11 protein-coding genes are annotated in these 13,232 nt (G+C 71.9%); 6 read left to right on the top strand and 5 right to left on the bottom strand.

Translation table 11 applies throughout. From position 1 onward, the window contains the following. Positions 1-3 precede the first annotated feature (3 nt). Positions 4-819: a class I SAM-dependent methyltransferase gene (locus HD593_RS06530; RefSeq protein WP_185101303.1), complete on the top strand. Its 816-nt coding sequence runs from the start codon at positions 4-6 to the stop codon at positions 817-819. A 415-nt stretch (positions 820-1,234) separates the two neighbouring features. On the opposite strand, the gene serA is transcribed toward HD593_RS06530, so the two are convergent. Continuing rightward, entirely contained in the window at positions 1,235-2,824 is a 1,590-nt protein-coding gene (gene serA, locus HD593_RS06525; RefSeq protein WP_185101301.1) for a phosphoglycerate dehydrogenase, read from the bottom strand. 330 nt (positions 2,825-3,154) lie between these two features. Here serA and HD593_RS06520 point away from each other — a divergent pair, with 330 nt between their 5' ends. Together HD593_RS06520 and HD593_RS06515 are read left to right on the top strand one after the other, a co-directional pair. Then, complete coding sequence (locus HD593_RS06520) at positions 3,155-3,916, top strand: hypothetical protein (RefSeq protein ID WP_312903375.1); 762 nt, start codon at positions 3,155-3,157, stop codon at positions 3,914-3,916. A gap of 79 nt (positions 3,917-3,995) precedes the next feature. After that, complete coding sequence (locus HD593_RS06515; protein WP_185101298.1) at positions 3,996-5,354, top strand: MFS transporter; 1,359 nt, start codon at positions 3,996-3,998, stop codon at positions 5,352-5,354. Here HD593_RS06515 and HD593_RS06510 read toward each other — a convergent pair. The 3 genes from HD593_RS06510 to HD593_RS06500 are packed head-to-tail and all read right to left on the bottom strand — an operon-like array spanning position 5,314 to position 9,052. Beyond that, on the bottom strand, positions 5,314-7,869 hold the full coding sequence (locus HD593_RS06510) for an FtsX-like permease family protein (RefSeq protein WP_185101296.1): 2,556 nt from the start codon (positions 7,867-7,869) through the stop codon (positions 5,314-5,316). The genes HD593_RS06515 and HD593_RS06510 overlap by 41 nt on opposite strands. Continuing rightward, entirely contained in the window at positions 7,866-8,546 is a 681-nt protein-coding gene (locus HD593_RS06505) for an ABC transporter ATP-binding protein (protein WP_185101294.1), read from the bottom strand. The genes HD593_RS06510 and HD593_RS06505 overlap by 4 nt, the downstream gene beginning before the upstream one ends. Next, complete coding sequence (locus HD593_RS06500; RefSeq protein WP_185101293.1) at positions 8,543-9,052, bottom strand: PadR family transcriptional regulator; 510 nt, start codon at positions 9,050-9,052, stop codon at positions 8,543-8,545. Before HD593_RS06500 ends, HD593_RS06505 begins: the two co-directional genes overlap by 4 nt. An 89-nt stretch (positions 9,053-9,141) precedes the next feature. On the opposite strand from HD593_RS06500, the gene HD593_RS06495 reads away from it, so the two are divergent. The 3 genes from HD593_RS06495 to HD593_RS06485 all read left to right on the top strand — a co-directional run bounded on the left by HD593_RS06495 (position 9,142) and on the right by HD593_RS06485 (position 12,098). Further along, complete coding sequence (locus HD593_RS06495) at positions 9,142-9,690, top strand: DUF1707 and FHA domain-containing protein (RefSeq protein ID WP_185101292.1); 549 nt, start codon at positions 9,142-9,144, stop codon at positions 9,688-9,690. Positions 9,691-9,779: 89 nt separating this feature from the next. Then, positions 9,780-11,324, top strand: coding sequence for a D-alanyl-D-alanine carboxypeptidase/D-alanyl-D-alanine endopeptidase (gene dacB / locus HD593_RS06490; protein ID WP_185101290.1), 1,545 nt, complete (start codon positions 9,780-9,782; stop codon positions 11,322-11,324). 195 nt (positions 11,325-11,519) lie between these two features. Further along, the gene (locus HD593_RS06485) at positions 11,520-12,098 is read left to right on the top strand and encodes a CAP domain-containing protein (RefSeq protein ID WP_185101288.1); all 579 of its coding nucleotides are present in this window, start codon (positions 11,520-11,522) and stop codon (positions 12,096-12,098) included. Between the two features lie 187 nt (positions 12,099-12,285). Here the strand turns inward: HD593_RS06485 and HD593_RS06480 are convergent, their stop codons facing one another. Beyond that, positions 12,286-13,224, bottom strand: coding sequence for a cysteine peptidase family C39 domain-containing protein (locus HD593_RS06480; protein WP_312903374.1), 939 nt, complete (start codon positions 13,222-13,224; stop codon positions 12,286-12,288). Positions 13,225-13,232: the final 8 nt, after the last annotated feature.

The raw sequence follows: 13,232 nt of genomic DNA, 5'->3' as shown, positions 1-13,232 counted from the left end.
GATATGCCATCCGAGAAGGTGCATCTGACCGAGGAGAAGGCGACCCTCCTCGCCACCCTGTACGGCAGAGCGCTCGACGCGAACTCCCCGCACCCGATTCTCGGCGACCGGATGGCGGCGGAGACGATCGAGCGGATCGACCACGATTTCCGCACGACCGGGCTGGACGCCAGGATGGCCAGGGCCGTGGCCCTGCGGGCCCGCTTCATCGACAGGTGGGCGGGCGAGTTCCTCGGCGCCCATCCGGGGGCGACCGTGCTGCACCTGGGCTGCGGCCTGGACACTCGCGTCTACCGCATGGACCCGCCACCGGAGGCACGCTGGTACGACGTGGACTACCCGGAGGTCGTCGAGCTGCGCCGGCGGCTGTTCCCCGAGCGGCCGGGCCACGACCTGATCGGCACCTCGGTCACCGACCTCGGCTGGCTGGAGCGGGTGCCCGCGGACGCTCCCGCACTGGTCGTCGCGGAGGGCCTGCTCTACTACCTCGACGCGAGCGGGGGGCCCGCACTGCTGCGGGCGATCGTGGACCGCTTCCCGGGCGGCGGGTTCGTCTTCGACGCCCTGAGCCCGCTCGGGCTGCGGCTCCAGCGGCTCAACAAACCCGTGCAGAAGGCGGGGGCCACGATGCACTGGGCGATCGACGGCCCCGCCGCACTGCCGGCCGTCCATCCGGGGCTGCGCGTGCTGGAGGCGGTGAGCGCGTTCGACCTCGACGGGTTCGACCGTCTGTCGGCCGTGCACCGGATGGTGGCCTCGATCGTCAAGCTGGTGCCCGCCATGAGGCGGACGGCCGTGTTCTACCGGCTGGAGTTCTGAGGGGCGCCGCCGTTGTCGCGGCGGTCCAGCGCGGTCTGCAGGGCCTCGGCGGCCTCGTCCTGCTGCTCTTCGGTGCGGTTCCAGGCGTACATGTCGTACATGTGACTCAGCTCATTTCGCGGACGTGTTCCAGTGGGAAGCCGGACTCCGGTCGCGAATCCGACCGGGCCTGATCTCGTGGCCCGGGTCACGGACCGGACGAATGGGACTTACTGGCCGACACAACGCCGCTCACCGCGGCGGGTCGTCGACCTGCCCTAACAGGCCCCGCCGCGGCAGGCAATGAGTACGAACACCTGGCGCATTAGCAGCCACAGTACCCGAGGATCTGCTCGGAAGTCCTAGTATCTTGCATGCTGAGACAAGAAGGGCCGCCACCCGGACGGGTGACGGCCCTTCAGGCGTACGCGGAGTGTCAGTCCTCCAGGTCCACCGAGCGGCCGCTCTCGGCGCCGATCTCGGACCCGATCTGCTCGACGACCTCGGCGGGGATGGCGGAGTCGACGGTCAGGGCGATCAGCGCCTTGCCGCCCTTGACGTCACGGGCCACCTGCATCGAGGCGATGTTGATGCTGTGCTCGCCGAGCAGCCTGCCCACCACGCCGACGATGCCGGGGCGGTCGGTGTAGGTGTAGAAGCACAGGTGGGCCGTCGGCTCGATCTCCATCTCGTAGCCGTTGACCTCGACGATCTTGGTGATCTGGCGGGGGCCGGAGAGCGTGCCGGAGACCGACACGGTGCGGCCGTCGGCGAGCACGCCGCGCACGGTCACCACGTTGCGCCAGTCGGGGCTCTCGGAGCTGGTGACCAGCTCGACGGTGATGCCGCGGTCCTTGGCCAGCAGCGGCGCGTTGACGTAGGTGACCTGCTCCTCGACCACGTCGGCGAAGACGCCCTTGAGCGCGGCCAGCTCGACCACCCGGACGTCCTGGGCGGCGATCTCGCCGCGCACCTCGACGTCGAGCTTGGTGGCCACCTCGCCGGCCAGCGCGGTGAAGACGCGGCCCAGCTTCTCGGCCAGCGGCAGGCCCGGCTTGACGTCCTCGGCCACGGCGCCGCCCTGGACGTTGACCGCGTCCGGCACGAACTCGCCCGCCAGCGCCAGCTTCACGCTCCGCGCGACCTGGGTGCCTGCCTTCTCCTGGGCCTCGTGCGTGGAGGCGCCGAGGTGCGGCGTGACGACGACCTGGTCCAGCTCGAACAGCGGGCTGTCGGTGCACGGCTCCTTGGAGAAGACGTCCAGGCCGGCTCCCGCGACCCGGCCCTCCTTGATCGCCGAGTAGAGCGCGCTCTCGTCCACGATGCCGCCTCGGGCCACGTTGACGATGCGGACGCTCGGCTTGACCTGGTGCAGCTCCTTGTCACCGATGAGCCCGATCGTCTCCTTGGACTTGGGCAGGTGCACGGTGAGGAAGTCGGCCTGCTTGAGCACCTCTTCGAGGCTGAGCAGCTTGACGCCCATCTGCGCGGCGCGGGCCGGCGGCAGGTAGGGGTCGTAGGCGATCAGCTCGACGCCGAAGGGCTGCAGGCGCTGCGCCACGAGCTGGCCGATCTTGCCCAGGCCGAGGATGCCGATGACCTTCTCGTCGAGCTCGACGCCGGTGTACTTCGAGCGCTTCCACTCACCGTTCTTCAGCGCGGCGTGAGCCTGGGCCGTGTTGCGCGCGCTGGCCAGGATGAGGGCGATCGTCTGCTCGGCGGCGCTGGTGATGTTGGAGGTCGGGGCGTTCACGACCATGACACCCGCCTTGGTGGCCGCATCGACGTCGACGTTGTCGAGCCCGACGCCGGCGCGGGCGACCACGCGCAGCTTCGGGGCCGCGGCGATGGCCTCGGCGTCGACCTGGGTGGCGGAGCGCACGATGAGCGCGTCCACGTCGGCGAGAGCGGGCAGGAACTGGGAACGGTCGGCGCCGTCGGTGTGGCGGACCTCGAAATCAGCACCGAGTACGGCGAGGCCAGCCTCGGACAGCTCCTCTGCGACCAGAACGACGGGCTTGTTCACGTCTGTGCATCCTTAAGGCACGGCGGAGGGGGGTCACCGTCCACGGAACCCCCCAGCGGTCCCACCGAGTGTATCCGCAGCTTGTGAACGCATTCACGAGGGGCCAGCATGTGAGACGGGTTCCGGCGTACCCAGCCGGCCGCAAACTCATCCACTCCGCGCACATCTTTGTCTTGATCGGGAGATTTATTCGCCATTAGCCTGATAAGCCGTGGCCGACTACCTATGGTTCGTCATATGAGCATCGGGAATCCTGCGCTTGCCGACGTGCTCGCACAGCATGGCACGCCCCATCGCCTGCTGGGCGCTCTTGCCGACGGTGGAGTCCTGGTGGCAGTGCGACCAGATCGTTCCGTCGTCCTGGGGACGACACAGGCGGGTGACCGGGTTCTGCTCGGGTACACCAGCCCTGCGACCTATGCCAGACACCGGGGCAGCCATTCCCTGTCGGCCTGCGACGCCGACACCATCCTGGACATCCAGCGCGTCACCGGGGTGCGCGAGATCGTCATCGACGCGGCCGGACCAGCCGCCGCGGCCGTGCCCATCGACGATCTCCAGCACTTCATGACCACGACACGCAGCGGGCACACGCCCGTCCTGTCGGGGGCGGTTCCGGCCGCCTACGCCACGGGCGCGATGGCCACCGTGTCGCGGGGTGCCGCGCTGGCCCAGGTGGCCCCGCCGAGCCCGCAGGCCCCCTCGCTGCCCTGGGTGCCCGCGCCCCGGCCGCACCTGTCGGGGCCGATGCAGCAGGTGGATCCGGGCTACCGCCGGTGCACGCACCCGATCCTGCCCGCGCTGCGGCAGGCGATCGCGTACCTGCTCATGGACTTCCCGCTGGTGCACCACGTCTGGATCTCCGAGGCCGGGACCGCGTCGGGGGCGACCGGGATCATGCTGCACGTGAAGGTGCACATGTCGGCCGCCGAGGACGTCGTACGCGACCTGCACCGCCTGGTACGCGCCCGGCTGCCGCAGTTCGCCGCCTCCGGGGCGCCGATCCTCATGGCCAGGGTGGCCGACGCGCGCAGCGAGCGGCGCATGATCGAGATCGGCGCGCACGTGGTCTGCGCGAACGTCTCCGACTAGGCCGGGACCAGCCCAGTGGCGGAGGGCCCGGGAAAACTGGGCCCTCCCAAACAAGCCCTCGCTCAGTTGTAATGAGGGGATGATCACACCGGTGGGCACGGCCACCGTCCCGAAGGGCGTGCGCCTCGGTTACGGGGTGGGCTCGTTCTGCACCGCCACCTTCAACGGCGTGCCCGGGCTGCTGCTGCTGTTCTACATGACGAACTTCCTGGCCGTGCCCGCGTGGCTGGCCGGTGTCGTGGTCGCGGCGCCGAAGGTCTGGGACCTGGTCCTCAACCCCCTGGTCGGGCGCTGGTCCGACCGGACGGTCTCGCGCTGGGGGCCGCGCAGGCCCTGGCTGCTGGCCGGGGCGTGCACGCTGCCGATCGCGTTCTTCCTGGTGTTCGCGGGGCCGCCGCTGACCGGGGTGCCGGCGGCGCTGTACGTGGGGGGCTGCTTCCTGGCCGCGGCGACGGCGTACGCGCTGTTCGAGGTGCCGTACAAGGCGATGCCCGGCGAGATGACGCACGACTACCACGAGCGCACGTCGCTGCTGCAGTGGCGGATGGTGTTCGTCGGGGCGGCCACCGCCATCAGCGGCATCCTGGCGCCGGTCCTGGCCACGAGCGAGGGCGGGGAGGGCACGCTGGGCAGTTACCGGGTGATGGCGATCACGATCGCGGGCATCCTGCTGCTCTCCATGCTGGGCTCGTTCTTCGGCACCGCCCGCGCGCCCATGACGGGCGCCCCCGAGCCGGACCGCGGCGGGTGGCGCGAGCAGTTCGCCGCGATCAAGGGCAACTCGGCGTTCCTGTGGCTGACGGTGCTGGCCTGCGTGCAGATGCTGGCCGTCAGCATGATGCTGGCCGCGGCGCCGTACTTCGCCACGTACACGCTGGGCTCGGCCGCGGCCACGCAGACGCTCTTCGCCGTGCTGGTCGGCCCGATCCTGCTGACGATGCCGCTGTGGGTGCGGGTGGCCAGGCGCTTCGACAAGCGCGGCGCTATGATCCTGGCGGTGGTGCTGTTCGGCGGCGGCACGACGGCCGCCATGGCCACGCCGCTGTTCGGCCCGCTGTGGGCGCACGCGATGATCCTGCTGGTCGGCGTCGGGTACGCCGGGCTGCAGCTCATGCAGTTCTCCATGCTCGCGGACGTGATCGCGGCGGACGCGGCCACGACGGGCAAGCGGCGGGCCGGGGTGCTGACCGGCCTGTGGACGGCCATCGAGAGCGGGGTCAGCTCGTTCGGCGCGCTGTTCTTCGGGATCATCCTGTCGATCGGCGGCTTCATCGAGTCCGAGCCGAGCACGCCCGTGCAGCAGCCGGACAGCGCGGTGACCGCGGTCCTGATCGGTCAGACCGCGATCCCCGCACTGATCATCTTCGCTTCCGCGCTGATCACGCTGAAGTACCGGCTCACGCCACCCGTCGTGCCAGCTCCATCCGCGTCCGGGTGAACAGGCCCGACAGCAGCGCCGCCAGCAGCGGCAGGCCGAGCACGAGCAGGGCCAGGAACGCCCACGGCACGACGATCGGGCTGTCGCCCCACCTCGACGCCATGGACTGCGACAGCGCGCTCCCGGTGACCGCCCCCGCGACCAGGCCGATCACGGCGCCCAGCCCGGCGATGTAGCCGGCCTGGGCCGCCACCACCAGCTTGCGGGTTCGCGGCCTGCCGCCCACGGCCGACAGGGTGTCGAGGTCGCGGCGCATGTCGGCGACGGCCAGCCCCGTCGCGGCGAACGTGCCGCCGAGCACGAGGACCACCGCCGCGGCCAGCGCCACCGCCAGCAGGACCGTGAGCTTGAAACCGGTGCGGTCCTCGGCCACGTAGGCGTACGCGGAGCTCGTCACCGTCTGCAGCTCACGGGTGAAGCGCTCCACGTCCAGGTCCACGCCGTCCGGGACGGACCGGAGGAAGAGCCGGCGCTCGGCCGTCCCGAACCCGGCCGCCGTCAGCACCGAGGCGGGCAGCACGGCGCCGCCCTGGTCGGGCTGGGCTCCCCGCGCCACCACGGCCGGCACCCGGAACGTCCGCGGGGCCGTCCCGTCGCCGGTCCTGTTCCGCACCGTCACGCTCACGGTGCCGTCGACGACCAGCCGGGCGTCGAACACCACGGCCTTGCCGGCCGCGAGAGCGGCCGCCGCCTGCGGATCACCGCGTCCCTGGAGCAGGGCGAGCAGCCGGGCGTCCCCGATCGGCACGTCGAAGTAGGACAGGCCGAACATCGTGCAGGCACCGGGACAGCTCTGTTCGAGCTGGATCATGGTGTCCAGGCTTCGCCCGTCACCGTCCTGGACCCCCAGCCCCGGCACGAGCTGCGCGCCGGGCAGCCTCTCCTGCGTGACGGCGCGGACCCTGGCCCAGGTCTCGTCGTTCACCCCGAAGGCGGTCACGGACAGGGTGCCTTCCGGGGCGTCGAGCCGGTTCCTCTCCTGCTCGGCGGTGTAGGCGCTGGTGTAGGCCATGCCGGCGGTGACCGCGCCCATGGTGGCGGCCATGACGGCGGCCACCGCCGAGACGGTGCGGGCCCGATGGCGGACGGCGTCCCTGACCGACAGGCGGGCCGGCAGCGGCAGGCGCCCGGCCAGCGGCGCGGTACGCCGGACCAGCCAGGGCATCAGCACGATCAGCCCGAACAGGACCACGGTGGACGCCGCCACCACGCCCAGCTCGCTCCCCGGCGAGAAGAGGATCGCGGCGCCCAGGCCGAGCACGAGCAGCACGAGGCCGATCAGCGGGCGGCTGGCCCGGTCGCGTACCTCGTCGGGGCGGTTGGCGAGCACCCGCGCGGGGCTCTGCCGGGCCGCCTGGATCGCCGGGACCACGGCCGCGGCCAGCGCGCTGAGGAGGCCGAGCGCGGCGACGCCGAGCACCTGCGCCCACGGCACGTCGACCGGGCCGCTGCGCCAGTCCAGCAACCGCGCCGCGATCGACTCCGCCAGCGCTCCCGCGCCGATGCCCAGCGCGGTGCCGAGCAGAGCCGCCACGCCGCCCAGCACCAGGCCGTCGGCCAGCACGATCGCCCGCAGGTGCGCGGGAGAGCCGCCCTGCGCGGCGATGGTGGCCAGCTCCCGCCTGCGCCGGCGCAGGCCGACGGCGAACGCGGGGCCCGCCAGCAGAACCGTCTCGGTGACGACGAGGAGCACGGCGATGGCGAGCCAGAGCACCTGGTCGGTCCGGCTGGGCACGTCGTTCAGGTTCGCCGCGCGCGGGCCCTCGATCACGGCGCGGGAGGCCACGCGGAGCCCCGCCTGGTTCAGCTCGCGCACCTTCTTCCAGGTGACCGGCGACGGGGTGTCGACCAGCCAGCCGTTGCCCTGCGGGTCGTGCTTGTCGCCCACGACCGCGCCGTACAGGCCGACCACCTCCTGGACGCCCGGCCGGGTCGGGTCCACGACGACGCCGACCACGCGCCTCGGCTCGGCGCGCTTGGTGAGCTGGAGCGTGCCGCCGACGCTCACCCCCCGGTCGAGCAGCGCGGGCGTGACCGCGATCTCCTGCGGCGAGGCCGGGAGCCGGCCCTCGGCCAGCGTCCTCAGGCCGGCGCCGAGCGGGTCGCGCAGGTCGGTCTCCAGCAGGTCCACCCGGTCGGAGCCGTCCTGGAACCGGGCGTCGGTGGAGTAGTCGTAGAACGGGATCGCCCTGCCGCCGATCAGCCTGGCCACCTCCGCGGTCGTCCATCGGGGCGGTTGACCGGTCTTGTCCGGGTCCTGGCTGCCGAACCGGCCCGCCGGATCCTGGTCGATGGGGAGCGTGGTCACGTGGGCGTAGACGGCCGCGTCGGCCACCGAGCCCAGCCGGGAGGGCAGCTCCTCGCGCACCGTCAGGTTCGTGGTCTCCGACAGCGTCAGGAGCGCGGTGATGACGAGCACGGGCAGGCCGATCATGACCATGACGAGGGCGGTGCGGCCCCTGGCGCGCACGGCGTCCCTGCGGGAGATGCGCAGCGCGGCGCGGAAGGCGCTCATCTGGCACTCTCCAGCCGCACGGCGCTCGACTCGGCGACGAGCCCGTCGCGCAGGTAGATCACCCGGTCGGCCCAGGCGGCGTAGCGCGGCTCGTGGGTGACGAGCAGCACCGCCGCGCCGGCGTCGCAGCGGGCGCGCAGCAGCTCCAGGATCTCGTCGCCGGTGGCCGTGTCGAGCGCGCCTGTCGGCTCGTCGGCCAGCAGCAGCCGCCGCTCGCCGACCAGGGCCCTGGCGATGGCGACGCGCTGGCGCTGCCCTCCGGACAGCTCCTCGGGGAAGCGGCCGGCGATCTCCTCGACGCCGACCTCCGCCAGCACGGCCAGCGCCTCGGTACGGGCCTGCCCGGTGCGTACGCCGTCGAGCTCCCTCGGCAGCATGACGTTCTCGGCGGCGGTCAGGGACGGGATCAGGTTCAGGTCCTGGAAGACGTACCCGACGTGGCCGCGCCTGAGTGCGGCCACGTCCTTGACCCTGGACAGGTCCTCGCCCTCGATCGTCACCACGCCCGAGGTGGGCCGGTCGAGGCCGCCCGCCAGGTTGAGCAGCGTGGACTTGCCCGAGCCCGACGGCCCCATGACCGCGACCAGCTCGCCCGCCGAGACCTCCAGGCTCACCCCCCTCAGCGCGTGCACCTGCCCGTGCTCGCGGGTGACGTCCCGCAGCTCCACCACACTCATCGGTTCTTCTCCTTGGAAACGGCCTCGCAGTGGTCCAGCCAGCGCTGTTCCGCCTCGGCCTTGAAGATCAACGAATCCAGGACCAGCCGCTGGGCGAGCCCGCCGGCGGCGGCTCGTTTGGCCCTCGTGAGCTCCTGCAGGGCGCGCATGGTCGCGGCGCGCTGCGTGTGGATGACCTCGGCGACGTCCACGCCGCCCGCCACGGCCATCGCGATCTTGATCGCGAGCTCGTCCCGGGGCCGGTCGGTCTGGGCGACGGGGGTGCTGAACCATCGCCCCAGTTCCTCCCGACCGGCCTCGGTGATCGTGTAGACCGCGCGGCCCTGCTCGTCGGCGCCGCCGGGCGCGACGAACCCGTCGCGCTCCAGGCGGGAGAGCGTCGTGTAGACCTGGCCGATGTTCAACGGCCAGGTCGCCCCCGTGGACGCCTCGAACTCCACCCGTAGCTGATAGCCGTACCGCGGTCCGCTGCTCAGCAGTGCCAGCAGCCCGTGCCTGATCGACATGGATACTGAGTATGCATACTGAGTATGCCTAGGGCAACCTGATCCGCGTATTCTGGACACAAGCCGAGGTTGAGGCCGATACTCGCTCTATGAGCTCCACGCATCCGCCCTTTCGCGCCTCAGATGGGGAACGTGACCGTGCGATCGACGAGCTCAGGGAACGCGCCGTAGAGGGCCGGATCTCGCACGACACCTTCGTGGGCCGGGTGGACCAGGCGTTGCGGGCGCGCAACAGGGGCGAGCTCGACGAACTGGTCGCGGACCTGCCGCGGCGGCCCACGTTCCGGCAGCGGCTGACCGACGCCGTCTCCTCGGTCTCGGAGTTCACCACCAAGCTGCAGTCCGCCTGGCGGCGGCCCCGGTTGCCCCGGCTGGCGCTGCCCGACGACGACCGCCTGCGTTACGTGGTGGGCCGCGGGTCGGCCTGCGACCTCGTGCTGTCGGACCTGACGGTCTCCCGCGTCCACGCCGAGCTGCGCCGCGAGGGCGACGGCGGGTGGATGCTGGTCGATCTCGGCTCGCTGAACGGCACCCGGCTCAACGGCTGGCGGCTGGTGGGCCCGGCCCGGGTGAAGTCGGGCGACGAGGTCTCGTTCGGCGACTGCGGGTTCATGGTGACGTCGCAGCAGCCGACCTAACCCGCCCCACAAATACGGATATTTGCGGATTACAGGCTGACTGCGGTGATCCATGCTCTCATGCGATCCCCCAGTCACCTGGAGACCCCATGCGGCGCACCTCAGCCTCCCTCGTCGCGGGCACGCTCGTCGCGGCCCTCGCGTGGGCGTCCGGACCCTCCACTCCCGCCGTCGCGCTCGACCCCTCCGTGGGCGTGGCGGACCTGACCCAGGACATCAACCAGATCCTCAGCGACTCGCGGCTCACGATCGCCAGGGCGGGCGTCGTGGTCAAGAGCGCCCAGACCGGCGAGGAGCTGTACGCCACCGACGCCGGCAAGCTCCTCATCCCGGCCTCCAACACCAAGCTGTTCACCTCGGCCGCCGCGGCGGAGACGCTCGGCCTCGACTACCGCTTCCCCACCACCGTGCTCGGCACCGGCCGCAAGGCCGGCTCCCTGCTGACCGGCGACCTGGTGCTGCGCGGCACCGGCGACCCGACCATGCTGGCCGAGGACTACGACGCGCTGGCGGCCAAGGTGGCAGGCGCGGGTGTCAAGGTCGTCACCGGCAAGCTGGTGGCCGACGACACCTGGTTCGACTCCCAGCGGCTCGGCAACGACTGGGCCTGGGACGACGAGACCGCCTACTACGCGGCGCCGATCTCGGCACTGACGGCCTCGCCCGACAGGGACTACGACGCCGGCTCGGTGATCGTGTCCGTGGCGGCCGACGGGGACAAGGTCAAGGTCTCCACCACGCCCGAGACCGACTACCTGAAGATCGTGAACAGGGCCACGGTGGGCGCCGAGACGGACGTGCTCATCGAGCGGCAGCACGGCACGCGCACGGTGGTGATCACCGGCACGGTCGCGGACCCGTACCAGGAGTGGGTGGCGGTGGACGACCCCACCGCGTACGTCTCCTCGCTGTTCCGCAAGTCGCTGGCCAAGCACGGCGTCAAGGTGCTCGGGCCGACGACCACCGGCGGCGCGCCCTCGGGGGCCAGGGAGCTGGCCAGGCACGAGTCGATGACGCTGGGCGAGCTGCTGGTGCCGTTCATGAAGCTGAGCAACAACATCCACGCCGAGATCCTCACCAAGGCCATGGGCCGCAAGGTGTCGGACCAGGGCACGTGGTCGGCCGGGCTCAAGGTCAGCACCGACTTCGCCAGGGCCAACGGCGTCCAGGTGATCAACATGCGGGACGGCTCCGGCCTGTCGCGCCGCGACGGCTTCTCGCCGGGCTCGATCGTGCAGCTCCTGTCGGCCGTACGCGGCAAGCCGTGGTTCTCCACCTGGTACGACTCCCTGCCCATCGCGGGCAACGCGGACCGGTTCACCGGCGGCACCCTGCGCAGCCGGATGCGCGGCACGCCCGCCGAGAACAACGTGCACGCCAAGACCGGCTCGCTCACCGGCGTCACCTCGCTGTCCGGCTACGTCACGAGCGCCGACGGCGAGCCGCTGATCTTCTCGATCATGCTCAACCAGTACCTGTCGGCCTCGCCGAAGGACATCGAGGACAAGATCGCCGTACGGCTCGCGCAGTTCTCGCGGTCGGCGGCCGCGGGGGACGCCGCCGGGCTCCGCGCGGCGACCGGGGGCGCGACGGGCGACCTGGAGTGCTCGTGGCTCAAGCCCGCCCAGTGCTAGCCACCGGCTGAGGTAAAGATCTCGCGGCCCCCTGACGCTCAGGGGGCCGCTGTGGTTTACCGAGATCAGAGCGGGTGATATTACAATTCAGCCACTTGGAGCTCCAAGTTAGGTCGCTAATTTCCGTACATAGCCGACTTGGGGGGACCAGAATGCGGGTTCGACGCACAGTCAAACCCCTCATCGGAGGACGGTATGCGTAGAGAGCTCCAGGCGATGGCCTGTGTCGGATGTCTGACGGCACTGAGCCTCCCCGCGCCCGCCGCCTCCGCCCAGCAGACGGCGGACCGGCAGGCGTGCCGCGTGCTCGCGCCCAAGCCGTCCGCCGGCCACGGCACGGTCCGCGCGCGCCCGGTGAAGCCGTCGTGCGCGCGCCCGGCCGCCTCCAGGGGCTTCGCCTCCGCCGCCGAGACCGCGGTCGTCACGCTCACCAACCGGGCCAGGGCCGCGAACGGCTGCCGTCCCCTCACCCACGACTCCAGGCTGCACCGCGCCGCCACGCGCCATTCAGCGGACATGGCGCGCGGGAACTACTTCTCGCACACCTCGCGCGACGGCCGCACGTTCGGCCAGCGGATCAAGGCCACCGGCTTCGCCTACCGCCGGGCCGGCGAGAACATCGCCAAGGGCCAGGGCACCGCCTCCGCCGTGGTCAAGGGCTGGCTCGACAGCCCGGGGCACCGGGCCAACATGCTGGACTGCGCGTTCACCCACGTCGGGGTCGGGCACCACGCCAGGGGCCCCCACTGGACACAGGACTTCGCCTCCCGCTAGAGCACCACTCCCCCGACCAAGGGAGCGTCGGGCTTTCGCCGGCCCCACCCCGAGCCGGTTCCCACCGCACGCCCAAGCGCTCCCCTCCGGGCGGACCCGGCCGCGCCTCCCCCCGCACACAGGACCGCGGCCGGGTCCGCACAACCAGCCTTCTCAAGACCGCGACCGGCTCCGCACGACCAGCCTTTCAGGACCGCTGTCCAGCGGCTAGCAGGGCCGCGCGCAGCCGGTCGTAGCCGGGCGCGAGCCGACGCAGCCCCGCCGCCGCGGCCTCGTCGTCGCCCGTGGCCAGCGGATGTTGCAGGGCCCCGAGCACCCGCGCCTGCTCCCACGCGACCGCCGCCGGCTCCGGCAGGCCCAGCCTCTCCAGCCAGGCCGCGGCGTCGGCCAGCCGCCGCACGCCCACCCGTACGGCGAAGTACACGAGCATCCCGCGCACCCCCTCCGCGAGCCCGCTTTCCACCTGCTCGGCCAGCCGCAGCGCCGCCGTGCCCCCGCCCAGTGTCCCCGGCGGCACCGGCACGTCGTCCCGCCCCTCCAGCCAGCGCACGGCGGCGGGCAGCGAGTCGCGCAACGCCTGCTCCACCGGCGTCTCACGCACCCGTACGAAGCCGGTGCGCATGACGTACGACGTGTCGAGGTACTCCACCGCCTCGGCCCGCCAGGCGGCCACGAAGTCGGCGGCGGGCAGCGTGGCGAAGGGATGCCCGTGCGGGTCGTGCAGCACGACGGTGTCGCCCTCCACGGCGAGCACCACCACGTAGTGATCGCCGTCCCCACCCGGCGAGTACGGCAGCAGCGCGAAGTCCACGGGCCCCACCAGGGCGGGGCAGGCGGCCCGCAGCCGCTCCAGCGCCTCCTCCGGCGTCCCCCCGTGGCTGCGCTCGCACCGCCAGCCGAGCAGGTGGACGGCGGCGTCGAGCCCCAGCTCGGGATCCCACCCGAGAGGGTCGAAGAACGGCTGGGCACCGCCGGCGAGCTGCATCCCGAACGGCGAGCCCGTCAGCGTCTCGATCGCCCCCGCCTCGGGCGCGGCGGGGCCGAGCATCATGGCCAGCGAGTTGGCGTAACAGTAGGGTCCTGAACCGGTGTAGGCCAGCATGGCGCCCAGCGAAGCGCCTGACACGGTGTCAG

This window comes from Nonomuraea rubra (assembly GCF_014207985.1).
GTDB lineage: Bacteria > Actinomycetota > Actinomycetes > Streptosporangiales > Streptosporangiaceae > Nonomuraea > Nonomuraea rubra.
The sequence above is the reverse complement of the archived record's forward strand: the minus strand, read 5'-3'. Positions and strand labels throughout refer to the sequence as shown.

What these genes read in the sequence shown, in the direction of transcription:
- HD593_RS06500 (WP_185101293.1), bottom strand. Translation starts at nt 9,052, where the DNA reads ATGTCGATCAGGCACGGGCTGCTGGCACTGCTGAGCAGCGGACCGCGG.
- HD593_RS06530 (WP_185101303.1), top strand. Translation starts at nt 4, where the DNA reads ATGCCATCCGAGAAGGTGCATCTGACCGAGGAGAAGGCGACCCTCCTC.
- HD593_RS06505 (WP_185101294.1), bottom strand. Translation starts at nt 8,546, where the DNA reads ATGAGTGTGGTGGAGCTGCGGGACGTCACCCGCGAGCACGGGCAGGTG.
- dacB (WP_185101290.1), top strand. Translation starts at nt 9,780, where the DNA reads ATGCGGCGCACCTCAGCCTCCCTCGTCGCGGGCACGCTCGTCGCGGCC.
- HD593_RS06485 (WP_185101288.1), top strand. Translation starts at nt 11,520, where the DNA reads ATGCGTAGAGAGCTCCAGGCGATGGCCTGTGTCGGATGTCTGACGGCA.
- HD593_RS06495 (WP_185101292.1), top strand. Translation starts at nt 9,142, where the DNA reads ATGAGCTCCACGCATCCGCCCTTTCGCGCCTCAGATGGGGAACGTGAC.
- HD593_RS06515 (WP_185101298.1), top strand. Translation starts at nt 3,996, where the DNA reads ATGATCACACCGGTGGGCACGGCCACCGTCCCGAAGGGCGTGCGCCTC.
- HD593_RS06510 (WP_185101296.1), bottom strand. Translation starts at nt 7,869, where the DNA reads ATGAGCGCCTTCCGCGCCGCGCTGCGCATCTCCCGCAGGGACGCCGTG.